Source organism: Desulfobulbus sp. (assembly GCF_031547805.1).
In the GTDB taxonomy this organism is placed as follows: domain Bacteria; phylum Desulfobacterota; class Desulfobulbia; order Desulfobulbales; family Desulfobulbaceae; genus Desulfobulbus.
The window spans coordinates 71,615-89,008 of the sequence record NZ_JAVBRQ010000007.1 but is presented as its reverse complement, the minus strand read 5'-3'; the positions used below and the strand labels follow the sequence as shown (position 1 = coordinate 89,008).

At 58.5% G+C, this 17,394-nt stretch carries 21 protein-coding genes; 11 read left to right on the top strand and 10 right to left on the bottom strand.

Going from position 1 to position 17,394, the window contains the following annotated elements; all coding sequences use genetic code 11:
* Positions 1–107 precede the first annotated feature (107 nt).
* Positions 108–1,853, top strand: a complete 1,746-nt coding sequence (locus tag RMR13_RS02795; RefSeq protein ID WP_310599116.1) for a ParB N-terminal domain-containing protein — start codon at positions 108–110, stop codon at positions 1,851–1,853.
* 217 nt (positions 1,854–2,070) lie between these two features.
* The gene (locus tag RMR13_RS02790) at positions 2,071–2,241 is read left to right on the top strand and encodes an ankyrin (protein WP_310599115.1); all 171 of its coding nucleotides are present in this window, start codon (positions 2,071–2,073) and stop codon (positions 2,239–2,241) included.
* Between the two features lie 140 nt (positions 2,242–2,381).
* Here RMR13_RS02790 and gap read toward each other — a convergent pair whose 3' ends face one another.
* From gap to RMR13_RS02770, 4 genes are all read right to left on the bottom strand, one after another.
* Positions 2,382–3,386, bottom strand: coding sequence for a type I glyceraldehyde-3-phosphate dehydrogenase (gap, locus tag RMR13_RS02785; protein ID WP_310599114.1), 1,005 nt, complete (start codon positions 3,384–3,386; stop codon positions 2,382–2,384).
* A 17-nt stretch (positions 3,387–3,403) separates the two neighbouring features.
* Positions 3,404–4,339 (bottom strand): hypothetical protein, encoded by a 936-nt coding sequence (locus RMR13_RS02780; protein WP_310599113.1) that lies wholly within the window; start codon positions 4,337–4,339, stop codon positions 3,404–3,406.
* Between the two features lie 4 nt (positions 4,340–4,343).
* Positions 4,344–5,996, bottom strand: a complete 1,653-nt coding sequence (locus tag RMR13_RS02775) for a glycogen/starch synthase (RefSeq protein WP_310599112.1) — start codon at positions 5,994–5,996, stop codon at positions 4,344–4,346.
* Positions 5,997–6,074: 78 nt separating this feature from the next.
* Complete coding sequence (locus RMR13_RS02770; RefSeq protein WP_310599111.1) at positions 6,075–6,602, bottom strand: shikimate kinase; 528 nt, start codon at positions 6,600–6,602, stop codon at positions 6,075–6,077.
* 141 nt (positions 6,603–6,743) lie between these two features.
* Here RMR13_RS02770 and RMR13_RS02765 point away from each other — a divergent pair, with 141 nt between their 5' ends.
* From RMR13_RS02765 to RMR13_RS02725, 9 genes are all read left to right on the top strand, one after another.
* Positions 6,744–7,691 (top strand): DnaJ C-terminal domain-containing protein, encoded by a 948-nt coding sequence (locus tag RMR13_RS02765; protein ID WP_310599110.1) that lies wholly within the window; start codon positions 6,744–6,746, stop codon positions 7,689–7,691.
* Between the two features lie 3 nt (positions 7,692–7,694).
* On the top strand, positions 7,695–8,000 hold the full coding sequence (locus tag RMR13_RS02760) for a chaperone modulator CbpM (protein ID WP_310599109.1): 306 nt from the start codon (positions 7,695–7,697) through the stop codon (positions 7,998–8,000).
* A gap of 26 nt (positions 8,001–8,026) precedes the next feature.
* A complete protein-coding gene (locus tag RMR13_RS02755) occupies positions 8,027–9,379 on the top strand; it encodes a DNA recombination protein RmuC (RefSeq protein WP_310599108.1) in 1,353 nt (450 codons plus the stop codon).
* Positions 9,376–9,813 carry a glycine zipper domain-containing protein gene (locus tag RMR13_RS02750; RefSeq protein WP_310599107.1) on the top strand — a complete coding sequence of 146 codons (438 nt, stop codon included), beginning with the start codon at positions 9,376–9,378 and terminating at the stop codon, positions 9,811–9,813. The genes RMR13_RS02755 and RMR13_RS02750 overlap by 4 nt, the downstream gene beginning before the upstream one ends.
* A 19-nt stretch (positions 9,814–9,832) precedes the next feature.
* Positions 9,833–10,228 carry a secondary thiamine-phosphate synthase enzyme YjbQ gene (locus tag RMR13_RS02745; protein WP_310599106.1) on the top strand — a complete coding sequence of 132 codons (396 nt, stop codon included), beginning with the start codon at positions 9,833–9,835 and terminating at the stop codon, positions 10,226–10,228.
* A 20-nt stretch (positions 10,229–10,248) separates the two neighbouring features.
* The gene (locus RMR13_RS02740) at positions 10,249–10,464 is read left to right on the top strand and encodes a hypothetical protein (protein WP_310599105.1); all 216 of its coding nucleotides are present in this window, start codon (positions 10,249–10,251) and stop codon (positions 10,462–10,464) included.
* A 35-nt stretch (positions 10,465–10,499) separates the two neighbouring features.
* The gene (locus RMR13_RS02735) at positions 10,500–12,272 is read left to right on the top strand and encodes a UbiD family decarboxylase (RefSeq protein ID WP_310599104.1); all 1,773 of its coding nucleotides are present in this window, start codon (positions 10,500–10,502) and stop codon (positions 12,270–12,272) included.
* 36 nt (positions 12,273–12,308) lie between these two features.
* Positions 12,309–13,052, top strand: a complete 744-nt coding sequence (locus RMR13_RS02730) for a pseudouridine synthase (RefSeq protein ID WP_409070247.1) — start codon at positions 12,309–12,311, stop codon at positions 13,050–13,052.
* Positions 13,053–13,173: 121 nt separating this feature from the next.
* Positions 13,174–13,458 carry an HU family DNA-binding protein gene (locus RMR13_RS02725; protein WP_309413603.1) on the top strand — a complete coding sequence of 95 codons (285 nt, stop codon included), beginning with the start codon at positions 13,174–13,176 and terminating at the stop codon, positions 13,456–13,458.
* A gap of 16 nt (positions 13,459–13,474) precedes the next feature.
* Here RMR13_RS02725 and rimO read toward each other — a convergent pair whose 3' ends face one another.
* From rimO to RMR13_RS02695, 6 genes are all read right to left on the bottom strand, one after another.
* Positions 13,475–14,821, bottom strand: a complete 1,347-nt coding sequence (gene rimO, locus RMR13_RS02720) for a 30S ribosomal protein S12 methylthiotransferase RimO (RefSeq protein WP_310599102.1) — start codon at positions 14,819–14,821, stop codon at positions 13,475–13,477.
* On the bottom strand, positions 14,818–15,549 hold the full coding sequence (locus tag RMR13_RS02715; protein ID WP_310599101.1) for a nucleoside phosphorylase: 732 nt from the start codon (positions 15,547–15,549) through the stop codon (positions 14,818–14,820). Before RMR13_RS02715 ends, rimO begins: the two co-directional genes overlap by 4 nt.
* Before the next feature lie 81 nt (positions 15,550–15,630).
* Positions 15,631–15,891: an ATP synthase F0 subunit C gene (gene atpE, locus RMR13_RS02710; RefSeq protein WP_015725620.1), complete on the bottom strand. Its 261-nt coding sequence runs from the start codon at positions 15,889–15,891 to the stop codon at positions 15,631–15,633.
* A 73-nt stretch (positions 15,892–15,964) separates the two neighbouring features.
* Positions 15,965–16,687: a F0F1 ATP synthase subunit A gene (atpB, locus tag RMR13_RS02705; protein WP_310599100.1), complete on the bottom strand. Its 723-nt coding sequence runs from the start codon at positions 16,685–16,687 to the stop codon at positions 15,965–15,967.
* Positions 16,688–16,700: 13 nt separating this feature from the next.
* The gene (locus RMR13_RS02700) at positions 16,701–17,147 is read right to left on the bottom strand and encodes an ATP synthase subunit I (RefSeq protein WP_310599099.1); all 447 of its coding nucleotides are present in this window, start codon (positions 17,145–17,147) and stop codon (positions 16,701–16,703) included.
* Positions 17,140–17,367 carry an AtpZ/AtpI family protein gene (locus tag RMR13_RS02695; RefSeq protein WP_310599098.1) on the bottom strand — a complete coding sequence of 76 codons (228 nt, stop codon included), beginning with the start codon at positions 17,365–17,367 and terminating at the stop codon, positions 17,140–17,142. The genes RMR13_RS02700 and RMR13_RS02695 overlap by 8 nt, the downstream gene beginning before the upstream one ends.
* Positions 17,368–17,394: the final 27 nt, after the last annotated feature.

The following is a 17,394-nucleotide window of genomic DNA, read 5'->3' as shown; positions in this document are numbered from 1 at the left end:
TTGCTGCACGGCCTGATTATCTCTTGACGCCGGAATGACCAAACGGCGGCGGCATTGGACAATCGCCTGTTTTTCACATGAATTCCAGGCACAGCGACCATGAAACCATGAAACACTCTGTAACCCCGACCATCCATCGTCTGTTGGGCAGCAACAATCTCCTGGTTGTTGTCGCCGACGGGTACAATGCCGCGGCCGCTGACCAAACGGGCCATTTTCTGGCGGACATGGCTCTGACCCTGGCAAAGGAGCTCTCCTCCTATGCGGTGGTGAACGCCAAGTACAAACGGGAAATCATGGACCTGGCCGATGTCGGCACCATTTTGACTCGCCCCAAGGTCAGAGATGCTTTTCTGGTGCCGATCAAGAAATTCAAGGACGAGATCGAAAACAATGGCCTGCCGCCACTGCTTCTCCTCTTCCAATGCCTTGCCGACGCCGAACAGGGTGAGGCGATGGTTGTGTTCGGCTATGGCCAGGGCGAGCGCGCTTCCGCTGCAACCCCTCATCGCCCGACCATTCCGGCGTCCCTGCTGGCCAAAATTCGGATCGCAATCGAGGACCAACACCTGCGCACGGCGCTTGCCCCGGTGGATTCGCCCTACTGCGGCAGAGATCCGCAGCACCTCAATCAACTCTTCAAGCAAAAAATATATTGCGCGGACTGGTACGCCCCTGAGGTTCGCTCCATCCTCATTTCCATTCGTCCCGATCTGGTCGGCCAGCAAGAAACCGCCGAATCCATCGGCCGCATGCTGGCCCCGGCCTTTGCCCAGTTCGGCATGGCCATGTCGCTGGTGCGGAACATCGACATCAACAATATCGACGTCACCAGTCCCGACGATCTCCGGTACATCTTCCGCCTGTCCGGCGACCAACGCTACACCGATTTGCTGCGGGAATCCTATATCGAAGAATTGGCCGGATCGATCGATCGCAACGGTTTGCTCCACCCCCTGGTGTTGCTGAAAAAAGATGACGGTCGCTATAAAATCCTCTGCGGTTTTCGGCGATTCCAGGCCCTGAAGCGCATCAAACGCAGCTCGGTGGAGGCCAAGGTCTATCAGGAGGCCGACTTTTCGCCCGAGGATTTTTTTAACATCTCGCTGGCGGAAAACACCAAACGAAGGAACTTGAATCCGATCGAAATCGGTAATTTTCTCGAATCGGCAAGCACCGCCCTCGGTCTGAGCAATACGGAACTTGCGGAGCGGTTCGGGGGCACCCTCGGTATCGGCAAGCCAGGCCAGAACGTTTCCCATTCCACCATCCACAAGTACAGGAAGGTCAATCAAATCAGGCTGCGCGGCGAGTCTCCGGAAATGATCTCCGACGTCATCAACGAAAAACTGCAATTCTCCATTGCTGCCGAAGTGCTCGCGCCGATCAAAAACAGCGCCGATCGCGACGCCCTTTATCTGCATGTCATCAAGCCCCTGGCCCCGACAAGACCCCAGCTTGCGCAACTCCTTGCCCAATTCGAGCAATTGGCTCCGCAGCTAGGCGAGGCGATTGCCTTAAACAAAGTCCAAGCCGCACTGGTCAAGGCGCTCGCCTCACCTCAGCCCGCCGCGACGCTCATCAAGCTGTTGCGCCAAGACACATCTTCTCCGGAAGACGACCACCCGGAGGTATTCAAGGCCCAGGTCGACAGCGTCAGAACCCGTTTTTTCGGCAAACAGGCCAACAAGAAAGATTTCAACATTCTGCCTTCCTCGCCCACCCGTCGGAATGAGGTCATCGTTCATTTTCGTATCCGCCAAGGGGAAACCCTCGACACCCTCAAGCGACTGTGCCACGCCTTGGAACAGAGCGATCCGTTTTCCTGGACAAAACAGACGGACGATTCTTGAATCAACCCTTGTCACCCTGTTTTTCGCATGCGAAAATTTTCATTTACCCCTCTTTGTCGCCACTGCCTGCCTTACCAGCCCCCTTATTATTACGTCTAACCAGAAACCAGCCATGATTGCCATGAACCTTTCTTGAGAATGGCTATTGATTTCCACTAATCCTGTTTTATGGTTTTTATACATTCATTCCTATTCCTATTTATAAATGGAGGTTATCATGGCTGACGAAAAGAAAAAGACTGCTTGTCCGACCTGTATGGGCAAAAAAGTCATTGACGGCATTTGCGAAACCAGCGGCGAGTGGAGAGGAAAGACCGAGGATGGTCAAGTCTGCACTCCCGACCAGACCTGCCCGACCTGCAAGGGAAAGGGTTACGTAAACAGCTGACAGGCATATTCCCGGCTGAGGATGCGCAACGCCGATTGTCTGCCATCCTCGCCGAGGCCTTTTGTCAAACAACAAAAAAGCCTGTCGGAGAACATGTTCTCCGACAGGCTTTTTATATTTGCCGCTGTCGTGCTGGTCCGCTACACGGCCTTGTTGGCCTCCATGTGCAGGACCAGGTCAAGCATGCGATTGGAGTAGCCCCATTCGTTGTCGTACCAACTCATGATCTTCACCGAGGGCCCCAACACTCTGGTGCAGAGTCCGTCAACGATGGAGGAGTGCGAATCGCCCTGAAAATCGATCGAAACCAGAGGCTCCTCGGTATAGGCGAGGAAACGATTGGCCGCTGCTGCCAGCGCCTTGTTGACCTCCGGCACAGTCGTTTCCCGTTCGACCTCGATCACCACGTCAACCAACGATACATCCGGGGTGGGAACCCGTACCGCCAGTCCGTCGAACTTGTTTTTCAATTCCGGAATCACCAAGGCCACGGCGGCGGCGGCGCCGGTTTTGGTCGGCACCATCGACATGGCCGCAGCCCGAGCCCGGCGTAGGTCGGAATGGGGGAAATCAAGCAGGCGTTGATCGCCGGTATAGGAATGCACCGTGGTCATGAGTCCACGCTTGATGCCAAAATTATCCAGGATGACCTGGGCCAGCGGCGCGAGGCAGTTGGTGGTGCAGGAAGCGTTTGAAATCACATGGTGCACGGTGGGATCGTATTCGTGCTCATTGACCCCCATGACGATGGTTTTCACCTCGCCTTTGGCTGGCGCCGAAATGATCACCTTGAGCGCCCCGGCGTCGATGTGCGCCTTTGCCGATTCCATATCGCAAAATAGCCCCGTGCATTCAAGCACGTACTCGGCACCAAGGCTCGCCCAGGGAATTTCCGCAGGTTTTCGATGGCTGGTAATGGGGATCTTTTTGCCGTTAACGATAATGCTGTTTTCTCCGACCTCGATCTGCTGATCGGAGCGACCCATGATGGAGTCATATTTCACCAAATGCGCTATGGTCTTGACATCGGTCAGATCATTGATGCCGACAACCTCAATGTCGGCGAAAAGAGGATCTTTCTCCAGTGCCCTGAAAATATTCCGACCAATTCTGCCAAACCCGTTGATGCCAACTCGTATAGCCATAGTCTTCCACTCCTTCCTTACTGTTGGGGATGATGGACCTGTTTTCTTCTACCTGTTTCTCGATCTTGTCCGGGCATGGCCTTGAGTTGCGCCACCCGAATAAGGGCTGCTTGGCAAGTGCAATCGCACGCCAAGGCCCGTTCATACAATTGTAACGCCTGCTGAAACCATTGCCCCTGGAAAAAGCTTTCGCCTGCCAGGCAAAAGCCGCCGGCCGCCCCACCTGCACAGAGGGAGGCGAACAGTTCCTCGAGGGATTCTCCCCACAAGGCGGTGACAGCCTGTTCTTCCTCCGTCAACAACCGGACCACCAAGCCGTTACTAGCCAAATCGGGCAGCATCAGGCGCAATAGATAGCTTGCCTCGCCAAAGAGGATGCCCACCCTATCCAATTGCCGGGCGGCATCGTCGGCGATCTGGACAAGCAACATGCGTATATCGTCGAGAGGGGGAGCGGCGCTTTCCTCCTGCCGCGCCATTCCGATCTGTTCCACCAGGGTGTCGACGGTCGCGGTGCGCGCGCCATAGGCATGCAGCAGGTAGAGATTTTCCTTGAGCTTCATGCATTCGTGGAACAACGAACCAATCAGCCAGTCGAACAAAACGCCATGGATGGGCTGTCCCGGCGTGGCGTGCGGCCAAATCCGATGACACAAATCTTTCAATTGCCACAGGGGACCGTTGCTGAGTTCCGTCCCCACCATGGCGTCACAGTGGCGGAACAGTTCGGCCAAGGTTGTTTTGGCGTTGCGTCCGGACCCGTTCTCGGGCGCGCCCTCGTCCGCCGTGGCCTGTTGCACCAGGGTGCTATGATACTGAAAGTAAATTTCCTGGAACCATGTGGCAAGGTGCAGAACGCCACAGATCGCCTCGCGGACAAAATAATCCCGGCGCCGGCTGAACCAATCGCCGTCGTCGGCCACAGCGCTTGCGGAACCACGACGCCAGCTCACCGTCTTACGTCTCCCCGGTCATTGCCATTGCCCGCCGGTAGAGATCCAAGTACGATTCCATCACTTTTTCCCAGGTATGCAGGCGCTGGATCCGCTCCACCGCCGCCATCCGCATGGTCCGCAGCATCTGGGGATGGTGCCGGTACAATTGCAAGGCACCGGCCATCGCCTCGGCCAGTTTTGCGGGAGTGTTCTCATCGTAGGAGAAACCGGTCTCGCCATCGATCACCTTGACCAGTCCGCCCACCCGATGCACGATGGGCAGGTTGCCGAAGAGTTGGGCAATATAATCGGTCAGGCCGCATGGCTCGTAACGCGATGGAATTAGGAAAAAATCACCCGACGCGTACACCTTGTTGGCCAAGGCGGCGTCGTAGCCTTTAAGAAAGCAGATCCGCTCCCGTCCGAAGTCGGATGCGGTCAATTGCTGAAGTTCCTCCTCGAATTCGAAAGAGCCGGAACCGAGGAAGACAAACTGCAAAGACGGTGCGTGCGGCAGCAACTCACGGAGGGCCTGGATCAGGATGTCCACCCCTTTCTGCGAGGTCAACCGACCGATGAAAGTTCCCAGCGGTCTTTCGGGATCGGCGTCCAGCGTGCCATACTGCCGCACCTGCCCCCACGGCCCGTTTGCCGCGATGGTGGCCAGCAAGGAGCGTTTGCACGTTTCTTTTCCGGCAAAATCCCCTCGGCCGACATTGTATGCCGCCGCCAGGCCCAAGGCAGCGGGCACGGTCGTATCAAAGGCCGCGGGATCGATGCCGTTGGTGACGCCAGCGAGGGTCACGCCCCGTTCCAGCAGGGTGTGCCCCAGCCAGCCGGTGCGGCTATCCTCGGCCGTTTGCTGCAATTCCCAGCCGTATTGCTCGCTGACCGTATTGAGGATCGCGTAGTCCGCGGCAGCGATGAAGGGATCGAAACATTCATTCAGCTGGCCCCGCATGATCACCCGGGCGGGCAGCCCGGTCACCGCACGGGCAAAGGCGAGATCCGCGACCTCCTGATGATAGCCCAGGCCGGCATTGTGGATGGTGACCAGCGCCCCGGACCTGCGAAAGTAATGGCGGTAACCGCTCCCCTCGCGCATGATCGCGGGCAAGGTCGCGGCATGGCCGTCGTGACAATGAACGACATCGGCCTGCTCGCCCAGGAGGATCATCAAATCGAGGGCTGCCTTTTGCAGCAGGATATTCATGGCAAAGTAGTCGTAATGCCCACCGCCCTTCCGCTGCCAGGCGACCTCCTGTTCATCTTCATCGGTGTAGGTGTAGACGGCCCGCTTGGTCGCATACCGGTCCGCTTCCACCAGAAAAATCCGCACCCCGGCGATATCCGCCTGCCAAACGGCCACCGTTTCCCGCCGCTCTTCGCCGGTGTAATGCATATCGACGTCAAAGGTGTGCTCATACCGGCGGCCACCGATTCGGCCGCTCCGCCCGCCGACAGGGGCGAGCGTAAATCCCAGCGCCGCAGGGTCCATGAATCCGTAGCGCGGCAGGACGGCCCGGACCCGGCAATCGCCGCTTGCGGCCAGTGTTTCCGCCAGCTGGCGGCACACATCCTTGACGCCGCCGGCGCCGGCCAGTTTGTCATATTCGCGGGTCACCATCCAGACCGAGCGTACTTGGGTCCGATCATTGCCTGTATCGACTTCCACGTTCGTTATTCCCCGTTCGTCATTCCCTTTAGGCAACGGGCAAAACCGCTTTTGCCGGGCCTTGCCCCTCATGTTTCCTTATAAGTTATGCATCGTTTGCACGATTTCAGCGGCCAACTCTTCCGGCGACCTGCCTTCGGTGCTGAGTCGCAAATCGGAACCGGCCGCATACATCGGCCGCCGGCGCTCGAGCAGGTGCTCGATCTCGTCCGCGATGGGCTGGCCAGTGAGAGAAGGCCGTTGATGCCCGGAAGCGGGATCGTGCCGCAACCGCCGCCGGATGGTATCGCTGTCGGCATCGAGCCAAACCACCAAGGCGCCCCGCCTCAACTCGCGCCACTCCCGGAGGTGCTCGATCGCCCCCCCGCCCGTGGCCAGGACAGTCTGCTGCATGGTCGCGAGGTCTTGCAACAGTTGACTTTCGGCCGCTCGGAAAAAGGGCCAGCCGTGACGGGCGACCACCTCGGCAATGGGCGCCCCCAGCCGCTGGCGCGCCAACTCGTCGGTATCAAGAAAAATCCAGTGCAGCCGGGTGGCAACGATACGCCCCACCGAAGTCTTACCCGTTGCCCGGAAACCGGTCAGAATGAGATTGTGCGTTTGCATGAGTATTTCCTTTTAGCATAAAAGAAACCGGACCGGCTCTTCAAGGAGAAAGCGGTTAACACATTTTTTTCTTTTCTTTTTAACAAGCTACCCTTACTGTTCCAGACGAAATTCGAAATGAGGAACAACTCGGCGACCGACATGGAATACAAAGATTACTACAAAATTCTCAACGTAGCCCGCGACGCCACTCAGGATCAGATCAAGCAGGCCTACCGCAAGGCGGCCCGCAAGTGCCACCCCGATGTCAGCAAGGATGCCCATGCCGAAGCGAAATTCAAGGAGATCGGCGAGGCATACGAAGTGCTGAAAGATCCGGAAAAACGGGCGGCATACGATAAATTCGGCGCACATTGGCAGGAAGGGCAGCATTTCGATCCGCCGCCCAACTGGGATGCGGGTTTCGAATTCAAGGGCAGTGGTGCCTACGAGAACGATCCCGGTGGATTCAGCGACTTTTTCGAATCGCTGTTCGGGCACGCCCAGGCCGGAGGCCGGCAGCAGGCGCATGCCTTTCGGATGAAGGGAGAGGATCATCACGCCAAGATCGTGATCCCCTTGGCCGACGCATTCCGGGGCGCCCGGCAGACCATAACCCTGTCCCGGCCGTCGGTCGACGGCGACGGCAGGGTCAGCACCAGCCCCCACACCCTGCATGTCCTCATCCCCAAGGGCATCATCGAAGGACAGCGGGTGCGTCTCGAGGGCCAGGGACTGCCCGGTTACGGCGGTAGTCCGCCCGGCGACCTGTATCTGGAAATCGCCTTTCAGGAAGATCGGTTGTTTCACGCCGAGAAACGCGACATCCACCTTACCCTGCCGGTTACCCCCTGGGAAGCCGCCTTGGGCGCCTCCCTCACCGTGCCCACCCTGGACGGGCAGGTTCAACTCAAGATTCCACCGGGTTCGCAAGGCGGGAAAAAACTTCGGCTCAAGGGCAAGGGCCTGTGCTCCGCCAATCACCAAGGCGACCAGATCGTGACCCTGCAGATCGTCGCGCCCGAACCGACGACCGACGAACAGCGCCGGCTTTATCGGGCCATGGCGGAGCAGATGCCGTTCAATCCGCGCGCCGGACTGGAGAGATAAACAATGACCCAGCAACATGTCTACATCCAGGGCACGATCCTGAACGAGGAGACCCGCTGCTCCCTTGCTGACCTCTGCGCCCTGTGCGGCGTCAGCACGGAAATCATCAACGAAATGATCGACGAGGGGATCATCACCCCGGAGGGCCCTTCCATCCGGGAATGGTGCTTCACCGCGGTGGCGATCAAGCGGGTGCAGACCACCATGCGGCTCCAGCGCGATCTTCGGATCAATCTGCCCGGCTGCGCCTTGGCGTTGGATCTGCTTGAAGAGCTGGAAGAATTGCGGCACCTCTCGCGGCGCCGTTGAACGGAGAACGCTTTTCGTACGCCCCCGTGATTCCGCTCAACGAACTTTTCAGCCAACCGCATCTTACCCCTTTTCTTCTCGGCTGCTGCGTCGGCGGCCTGATTGTGAGCCTGGTCTTTCTCTTCGCCCATCAACGTCTGCAGCGGCGGCAATGGGCTCTGGCGCTCCGCCTGGAACGCGCCCAGGAGCAAGCCCGCTCGCATGGCGGCGAAGTCGAACGATTGCGGACAGAGTGCAGCCAACTGAGCAGGGAATGCCGCGCCTTCGAGGCCGATAACGCCTCCCTGCGGACCGCCTGTACCGCCCTGGATCAGCAAATTCAGGAACGAAACGCGCTCCTGGCCGAAACCCGCCGGCAGATAGAACAGGACTTCAACCTGCTGGCCGGACAAGTCATCACCGAAAAAGGCGAACAACTCGCCAGCCAGCACGCCTCGGCCCTGACCTTGCTGCTGCGGCCATTCCACGACCAATTGACCGAGTTCAAGAAAAAAGTGGAAGAGGTCTACGACCGCGAAGCCCGTGACCGGGTATCGATGACCAAGGAGATCGAACAGCTCAAGCAACTCAACAGGCAGCTCAGCTCCGATGCCTCCAACCTGGCCGAGGCCCTGCGCGGCAGCAACAAGCTGCAGGGGCAATGGGGCGAGATGGTCCTGGCCCGCCTGCTCGAGGCCTCGGGGCTGCGCAACGGCACCGAATTCGCCCTCCAGGTCAGTCTCAAGGCGGAAGACGGCGCCACCCTGCAACCGGACGCCTTGGTCTACCTGCCCGATAACAGAACCGTGATCATCGATGCCAAGGTTTCGCTCAAGGCGTTTGCCGAGGCGCACAACGCGCGGGACGAGGCCTACCGGCAACAGCAAATCAAACTGCACCTCGAGTCGGTCAGGCGACAGATCGGCCTGTTGGCGCGCAAGCAATACCACCGGCTGACCGGGCCGGGATCCCTTGACTTTGTCCTGCTGTTCATCCCGATCGAAGGAGCCTTTCTGATGGCAGTCAACGAGGATCAGGAACTGCTGGTCAGCGCCATGCAGCGGCAAGTCATCCTGACCTGCCCCTCGACCCTGCTGGCCATCCTCCGGACAGTGCACCACCTCTGGCGCATGGACGAGCAAAACCGAAACAGTTTAGCCATTGCCAAACAAGCGGGGAATTTATATGATAAATTCGTTGGTTTCACCGAGGCCTTCGAAGAGATTGGTCTCCGCCTCAACCAAACCCAGCAAGCCTGGCACACGGCACGCAACCGGCTGAGTGCCGGCCAGGGCAACCTGATCGCCAGGACCGAAGCCCTGAAGGCATTGGGCGTACAAGCCGGCAAGCAACTGCCCGCCACCCTGCGAACCTCCGCCCCCGAAGGACAAATATCATGAAATATTTCAGCCTGATTGCCCTGCTGTTCCTGTTGGTTCTGCCCTCCTGCGCCACCAAGGGGCAGAGTGGCGCGGTCGGCGGTGCGGCCGCCGGGGCCCTCATCGGTCAAGCCATCGGCCACAACACCGGCGCCACTTTGATCGGCGCGGCCGTGGGCAGCATGTTGGGCTACATCGTCGGCAACGAAATGGACAAGTACGATCGCGAACAGCTCAATCACACCTACGAACGGGGCATGTCCAATCAGCGTTCTGCCTGGGTCAACCCCGATACCGGCAACCAGTACTCGGTCACGCCGCAGCCGGCTTACCAGGCCCCCGGCACGAACCAGGTTTGCCGCCGCGCGGAAATCGAGGCGGTCATCGACGGCCGGCCCCAGCGCACTTACAGCACGGCCTGCCGCGATCAATACGGTTCCTGGCAATTGCAGTGATCGTGCAGGCGGTGCCGCGATGCCCAGAGGAGAACTGACCGTTGCCACCAGCAGACAGCTGGAGATGATCGACCTGACCGACCGCCTGCAGCAGGTGGTCGGCGGCATCGATGACGGCGTCCTCCATGTCTACAACCCCCACACCACCGCCGGGCTCATCATCAACGAAGGGGCCGATCCGGACGTGCGGCGCGACATCCTCGGCGCCCTGGCCCGGACCGTTCCGAGCGATTTTCCCTATCGCCACAGCGAAGGCAACTCGCCCGCCCATTTGATGACCGCCCTGACCGGGTCTGCGGTGACCGTATTCATCGTGCAGGGCCGTCTGCAGCTCGGGACCTGGCAGCGCATCTTTTTCTGCGAATTCGACGGTCCCCGCGGACGCCGTGTCTGGTGGAAAACAATCGCCGGATAATTCCCACCGCTGGAGCCGCCATGCTTTTCGGACTCAATCGCACCACGGACGAGCAATCCCTGATCGCCTTTCTCCGCCTGTTCAGCGCCGACCGCCTCACCCGGGAGCTCGTCCCCCGCATGAGCGAGGAGGAGATCCACCAAGTGGTCGACCTGTTGACGCAAGTGATGCGCAATCACTTGAGCGGCGACGAATACCATCGCCTTTTCCTCGGCGAGGAGCACCACCACCATTAAACGGCTCACACGGCCCCAACCGCCACAGTTTCCCCATGACCGCCCTGACCAATCTGCGCCAATTTCTCGAGCTGTTGCGAGCCAACGACCAATTGCTCACCATCGACACTCCGGTCGATCCCTACCTTGAAATTGCCGAGATTCACCGGCGGGTCATCGCCAGAGGGGGGCCGGCGCTCCTTTTCACCCGAGTCAAGAACTCTGAATTTCCGGTGGTTACCAACCTGTTCGGCACGCCGCTGCGGCTGGAGCTGGCCTTTGGCGGCCGGCCCTTGGACTTTGTCCGCGAATTGGTTCGGTTAGCGGAGCATTCGCTGCCCCCCACCTGCGCCACCCTGTGGGAAGCCCGCGGTTTGCTGGCCCAAGGGCTGCAGGTCGGACTCAAACGGATCAAAACCGGCCCGATCCTAGAATGCCGGCAGCAGCCCGCCCGGCTCACCGAACTGCCGATGCTCACTTCCTGGCATTCGGACGGCGGTCCCTTCGTTACCCTGCCCCTGGTATACACCGAACATCCCGACGGCCTGGGACACAACCTCGGCATGTACCGTATCCAGCGATACGACGACACCACGACCGGCATCCATTGGCAGATCCACAAGGGCGGAGGATTTCATTACTTTGCCGCGGAACAAAAGAACCGCGCCCTTCCCTTGACCCTGTACATCGGCGGGCCACCGGCGCTGATGCTTGCCGCCATTGCCCCGCTGCCCGAGAATATCCCGGAGTTGATGCTCGCCTCCCTGCTGCAGGGGGAAAAGCTGCGCATGGTGGCCGACCCCAAGGGCGGACACCCCTTGGTCGCCGAGGCGGAATTCGCGATCAAGGGCCACGTTCCGCCCCACCTGAGGCGGCCGGAAGGCCCGTTCGGCGACCATTACGGCTACAATTCGCTGCAGCACGACTACCCGGTGTTTCAGACCACGCACCTCTACCACCGGAAGGACGCGATCTATCCGGCGACGGTGGTCGGCCGACCCAAACAGGAAGATTTCTTTATCGGCGATTTTCTCCAAGATCTGCTCTCGCCCCTTTTCCCTTTGGTGATGAAGGGGGTTGTGCAGTTGAAGACCTTTGGCGAAACCGGATTCCACTGCCTTGCCGCGGCCCGGGTGGCCGATCGCTATCCTCGCGAGGCATTTGCCGCCGGCCTGCGCATTCTCGGCGAAGGGCAGCTTTCGTTGACCAAGTTCCTCTTGGTGACCGACGGCAGCATCGACGTGGCCGATTTTCCCCGTCTTTGGCAGCATATCCTCGAGCGGATTCACTGGGAGCGCGATCTTTTTGTGTTCGCCAACGTCTCGCAGGACACCCTCGACTACACCGGGCCATCGGTGAACAAGGGTTCCAAGGCCATGATGCTCGGTCTGGGGCAGGAAAAATGCCGGGAATTGCCGACAGAATTTTCAGGTTCGCTTCCGCAGCGTTGCAGCCAGCCCAAAGCCTATCTGCCCGGCACCTTGGTGGTCGAGGGCGTGCCCTACGAATCCGCCCCGGAGCTGGCAACCGAGCTGGCCTCCTTTCCCGAGGTGGCCGGTTGGCCGGTCATTTTGCTGGTGGATTCCGCCGCCGAGGCCACCTGCTCGTTACAGGAATTTCTCTGGACCTTCTTCACTCGCTTCGAGCCGGCCGCCGACATCCACGGCCGCGCCCAGAGCGTGCACCGCTTTCATGTTGGCCTGCAGCCGCCAATCGTGTTCGACTGCCGCATGAAGCCGTGGTACACCGAGGTGCTTGAGGTCGACCCGGCCACCAGGAAATCGGTGGACGAAAAGATTGCCGCCATGCTGCCCGCCGGGTACCGCTGAACGCGCCCCGGCCGGACGATCTTCACTATCGTCATCATGGAAGAGCGGTTGCAGAAAATTCTCGCCAAGGCCGGCATTGCTTCGAGACGGCAAGCCGAGCAATTGATCCGTGCAGGCAGGATTCGGATCAACGATCAGGTGGTGGTGGAAATGGGGTGCAAGGCCGATCCCGTCCGCGACCGGATCACCTGCGATGGCAAGCCCATCGACTTCGAAGAAAAAATATACGTGCTGCTCAACAAGCCGGCGGGGTATGTCACCACCCTCGCCGACCCCCAGGGCAGGCCCATGGTTTCGGACCTCCTCACCGGGATCGAGGAGCGACTCTTTCCGGTAGGCAGGCTGGACCTCGACACCGAGGGGGCGCTGCTCATGACCAACGACGGCGAGCTGGCCAACCGCATCCTCCACCCCCGCTTCGAAGTCAACAAGACCTACGAGGCGCTGGTGGCAGGATTTCCCGCGAGAGAAAAACTCGCCCTGCTCGAGCAGGGGATCGTGATCGACGGCATCAAAACACGGCCTGCCCGAGTGAGGGTACTACAACGTCGTTCCGGTGCAAGCTTGGTCGAAATCGTTATCCACGAGGGCAAAAAACGACAGGTGCGCAAGATGTTTCAAGCGGTCGACCATCGGGTTTTGCACTTAAAAAGAACGGCATACGGTCAGCTGTACCTGGGCCATCTTCCCCTTGGAAAATTCAAGATCCTGTCGTCGGATGATTTAAAAAAAATTTTTTCATACAAAATTCCCTTTACAATCAAAAACATAACTGATTAAATTTTCAACAACATCCCGGAATCAATTCTTATTATGCCGGCGAAGGCAACAACGGCCGACTTCGAATGAACCAACAAGCTTTGTCATACCTTGCAAAGAGGACACTGGGGGAAAGAACGGAATGAACAAATCGGAATTGATTGAAGCTCTAGCCGAAGCGATGAACCTTCCCATTCGCGAGGCCGCCTCGATCACCAACACCATCATCGAAACCATGAGCGACGCCCTTGCGCGGGGCGAATCGATAGAGATTCGAGGATTTGGCAGCTTTGTCGTCAAGGAATATTCTTCCTATACCGGCCGCAATCCCAAGACCGGGGAAAAGATCAAAGTGAGGCCCAAAAAACTGCCCTTCTTCAAGGTTGGCAAGGATCTGCGGGAACAGGTCAACAGGCACATCAAGTAACGCTGCCCGTTTTCACTCATCCATTCTCCTGATCGTCGACGACCTCGCCGACCAAATCGTAGGTATGCGCCTCGGTGATACGGACCATGACGATATCACCGGGGTTGACGTGCCCTGAAGTAATATAGATGCATCCATCGATTTCAGGAGCCTGAAATCTGCTCCTGCCTTCCAAGAGCAAATCGCTCTCTTCGCTGACCCCTTCGACCAGCACCGGTTCCAGCCGCCCGACATACTGCTGTTGCCGGCGTTCGCTGATAAGGGCCTGTGCCGCCATCACCCGCTGATAACGGGACTCTTTTGCTTCATCCGTAACCTTATTCGGCAACTGCGCCGCCGGGCTGCCGTCTTCGTCCTGGTACTGGAAAACCCCGACGTGGTCGAGTTGCCAGGCATGAAGCGAATCGATCAATTCGGCCACATCCTCGTCGGTTTCTCCCGGAAAACCGACAAGCATGGTGGTGCGGATGGCGCACGTCGGAACAAGGGTTCTGATCCTGTGGACCAAACCGTTCAGGGTCGAATGGCGGTAGTGACGGTTCATCGCCGCCAGCATGCGGTCGCTGACATGCTGGAAGGGGATGTCGAGATAGGGCAGCAGACGCGGTTGCTGCGCCATCAAGTTCAGGAGTTCGTCGGTGACGCTGGCCGGGTAGAGGTAGAGCAGACGCAGCCAGGGGATGCTCGTTTTTTCCAGTAATTGCCAAAGCAGGTCGGTCAAGGTCGCCGGCTTGTCGAGATCGCGGCCGTAGGCGGTCAGATCCTGGGCGATCAAGGAAAGCTCTCGCACCCCGGATTGTTCCAGGCGGATGGCCTCGGCAATCAAATCGGTGACGGTTCGACTGCGTAACCGCCCCCGGATCGAAGGAATCATGCAGTAGGCGCACCGGTTATCACAGCCTTCGGTTATCTTCAAATAGGACCTGAACGGCGGGGTGGCAATCCGCCGAGACACCCGGTGGTCCATCAAATAGGTGGCAAAACCGGGTCTGGTGACGATTTTCGATTCGATGCCAAGGCCATCGATCAATTCGCTGATGCGCGGGAAATCGTCGAGGCCGACAAAGAGATCGACCTCGGGCAGCTCGGCGACGAGCTCAGCGCCGTACCGTTGGACCATGCAGCCGGTAACCACCAAGCGCTGTCCCGGATTGTTTTCCTTACAGGCCGCCAATTCGAGAATGGCGTCGATGGCCTCTTCCACCGCAGGGCGGATGAAACCGCAGGTATTGATCAGGATGACCGAGGCCTGCTCGGCTTCCTGCACCACGGCATAGCCGGCCTGCTCGAAATCGGCGAGCATTACCTCGGAATCGACCAAATTTTTAGGGCAGCCCAGGCTGACCATGTACAGGGTTTTCATGCGACCTTGCCACATTGGATGAGAGAACAGAGGTGTTCGAGTATGTGCCGGGATTGGTTGCGAAAGCGTTTGAGGTGCATGCGCGGCGACCAGGCGCAATGGTACAACTCATCGGAAACCAGCATCGCCGCGGCCAGATCGACCTGGCGAAAAGCGGCCACCGAACGCAGGGCGGTATACTCCATGTCAACGGCCAGGATGCCCTGCGCTGCGTAGCGCGTAACCTTTTCCCTGGTTTCCCGATACAGCGCATCGGTGGTCCAGATCAGCCCCTGCTTGACCCGCTTAAACCCGCAGGACTCGTCCGCTGCTGAAACCGTATTGACGAGCGCCATCTGCAAGGAGTTGTTGCTGCTTGCCACCGGCGTCTGATAGTGGCCGCTGGTCCCTTCCTCGCTGATCCCGCCGGTGGGGATGAACAGCTCGCCGGCCGCAAGTGCCGGGTGCAGCGAACCGCACCAGCCGTAAACAAGGATTCGGTGCGCGCCCAAAACGATCAGTTTTTCCAAACAGATGGCGGCCATGGGCGCCCCGACCGCAGGTCCGGCAAGAAAAAATGAGCTGTTGGCCAACAGTTGCGCGTGGAAAAGGGCATGTCGTGCCAGCCCATGGTGGCGGGCAAGCGAAGCGAAACAGACGCTGTCGGCGGGATTGACCGCCAAGATGCCTATCGGGGGCAGTTGCGGATCTTTCGGGCCCCTGGCAGGATTGACGATACAGTCGGACATGGCGCAGAGTAGCAATAAAAAAGGGCTGCGGCAACACCGCAGCCCTTGATCGGGAATTTCCCGCTTATCCTTCGGCGGAAATTACAGACCGAGCGCAGCTTTGAAGGGGTTGGCATACAGCAGGATGAATGCGATAACCAAACCATAAATGGCGATGGACTCGCACAGGGCCATACCAAGAATCATGGTGGTGGTGATTGCGCCCTTTGCTTCCGGATTGCGGGCAACGCCGTCGCAAGCGCCGCGCAGACCGTTACCCATACCGATGCCTGCGCCAAAGCCTGCGAGGCCGATGCTGAGTGCCGCGCCGATACAAATCAGAGCAAGACTAAGTTTGTCCATTGTTGTGTTCCTCCGTACTGAAGTTATATAAAAGTTGGCCTTCTTCTCCGTTGAACGGAACTGTCAAAACCTGTTAATGGGCGTGCTCCATCGCCCCGGCACAATAAAGGAGCGAGAGCAGGACAAAAACAACCGCCTGGATCACCGACACCAAGACACCCAGGCAGAGGATGGGCAACGGCGCGAAAAAAGCGCCGGCCAGCATGAAGAGCACTCCGAGCAAAACCTCTTTGGCAAGAATGTTACCGAAAAGACGCATGGAGAGCGAGATCAGTCTCGCGAAGTTGCTGATGATCTCCAGCAGGAACATGAAAGGCGCCAACCACTTGTTCGGCCCCATGAAATGTTTGTAATAATGGAGTCCGTGGTATTTGAAGCCGAGCACATGATGCGTCACCCAGACGATGAGGGTCATGGCCAGGGTAATGTTGAGGCTGGAGGTCGGCGACATGAATCCGGGAATGAGCCCGATCATGTTGGCAATGAGGATGTAGAAGAAAAAGGTGGCCATCATCGGGAACAGCATTTTTGCGCCCTTCTCCCCCAGGTTCTCGGTGCAAAAATCCATCAGGCCGCCGACCATCACTTCCCAAAAATTCTGACCGCTACCCGGCACCATCTCCAGTTTTCCCATGGTCAGCTTGGGCACGATGATGAGAAAGGCCATGACCATCCAGGTATAGGTCATGTAGGGCTCGCATATCTTTTCAAGCATGGTCGCGCCGACCGGGGTATGGGGGACCGGCAATCCCAATGCCTGCAAAATCAATGAAATGAATAATATCGGATGTTCCATAGCCTGTCTCTCCTCACACTTTATCCGGCGACCAGCGGCGTCCTGCGCTCAAGCCGATAATCACCACACTGACCATCACCGTTGCAAACCCCACGACAAGCCCGATCGCATCGATCGGCATCCGCGAAGCCAGCGCAAATAACAACAATCCCACCACAATCAGCCGACCGAAGGATCTGAGAAAAAAACGGGTCTTCTCGCTGGCGATCACGGCCTCGCCGCCGATTTCGCCGATCCGCCGCAGTAACCGGCGCGTATCCTTCTGCATCAGCCAGAAACTCCCGTTGACCAGCAAGCCGCCAATCAACAGGGAACGGGCAAAAATCCATCCCTGCAGCATATAGCCGCCTGCCACCAGCACGGCCAGCAAAACCATGCTGCCGACCGTTACCCTGCGGACGATCATCGAATCGCTTATCTGGTCGAGGCTCGGGCTGGCGCCCTTTCCCAGCTCATGCATCTTTTATTTTCCTGGTCAAATCCCAAAGACCCTTGAATCCGGCCGCAATACCGAGTCCCAAAAAAATAAAAGTCAAATACGGCGCTGTTTTTCCATCAAATACTTTATTGTCAAGTGCCCAGCCGATGCCAAACCCGATCAGGATGGAAAAGACAAAACTCATGCCTGCCTGGCTGTAGACCGCCAACTGCCTGAACATTTCCCTGCGGTCATCCGCCATCGCAATTCTCAGCCTCCCTCAGCCGGG

Coding starts and splice junctions, on each gene's coding strand:
- RMR13_RS02795 (WP_310599116.1), top strand. CDS start 108: ATGAAACACTCTGTAACCCCGACCATCCATCGTCTGTTGGGCAGCAAC.
- RMR13_RS02790 (WP_310599115.1), top strand. CDS start 2,071: ATGGCTGACGAAAAGAAAAAGACTGCTTGTCCGACCTGTATGGGCAAA.
- gap (WP_310599114.1), bottom strand. CDS start 3,386: ATGGCTATACGAGTTGGCATCAACGGGTTTGGCAGAATTGGTCGGAAT.
- RMR13_RS02770 (WP_310599111.1), bottom strand. CDS start 6,602: ATGCAAACGCACAATCTCATTCTGACCGGTTTCCGGGCAACGGGTAAG.
- RMR13_RS02765 (WP_310599110.1), top strand. CDS start 6,744: ATGGAATACAAAGATTACTACAAAATTCTCAACGTAGCCCGCGACGCC.
- RMR13_RS02760 (WP_310599109.1), top strand. CDS start 7,695: ATGACCCAGCAACATGTCTACATCCAGGGCACGATCCTGAACGAGGAG.
- RMR13_RS02750 (WP_310599107.1), top strand. CDS start 9,376: ATGAAATATTTCAGCCTGATTGCCCTGCTGTTCCTGTTGGTTCTGCCC.
- RMR13_RS02745 (WP_310599106.1), top strand. CDS start 9,833: ATGCCCAGAGGAGAACTGACCGTTGCCACCAGCAGACAGCTGGAGATG.
- RMR13_RS02740 (WP_310599105.1), top strand. CDS start 10,249: ATGCTTTTCGGACTCAATCGCACCACGGACGAGCAATCCCTGATCGCC.
- RMR13_RS02735 (WP_310599104.1), top strand. CDS start 10,500: ATGACCGCCCTGACCAATCTGCGCCAATTTCTCGAGCTGTTGCGAGCC.
- RMR13_RS02730 (WP_409070247.1), top strand. CDS start 12,309: ATGGAAGAGCGGTTGCAGAAAATTCTCGCCAAGGCCGGCATTGCTTCG.
- RMR13_RS02725 (WP_309413603.1), top strand. CDS start 13,174: ATGAACAAATCGGAATTGATTGAAGCTCTAGCCGAAGCGATGAACCTT.
- rimO (WP_310599102.1), bottom strand. CDS start 14,821: ATGAAAACCCTGTACATGGTCAGCCTGGGCTGCCCTAAAAATTTGGTC.
- RMR13_RS02715 (WP_310599101.1), bottom strand. CDS start 15,549: ATGTCCGACTGTATCGTCAATCCTGCCAGGGGCCCGAAAGATCCGCAA.
- atpE (WP_015725620.1), bottom strand. CDS start 15,891: ATGGACAAACTTAGTCTTGCTCTGATTTGTATCGGCGCGGCACTCAGC.
- atpB (WP_310599100.1), bottom strand. CDS start 16,687: ATGGAACATCCGATATTATTCATTTCATTGATTTTGCAGGCATTGGGA.
- RMR13_RS02700 (WP_310599099.1), bottom strand. CDS start 17,147: ATGCATGAGCTGGGAAAGGGCGCCAGCCCGAGCCTCGACCAGATAAGC.
- RMR13_RS02695 (WP_310599098.1), bottom strand. CDS start 17,367: ATGGCGGATGACCGCAGGGAAATGTTCAGGCAGTTGGCGGTCTACAGC.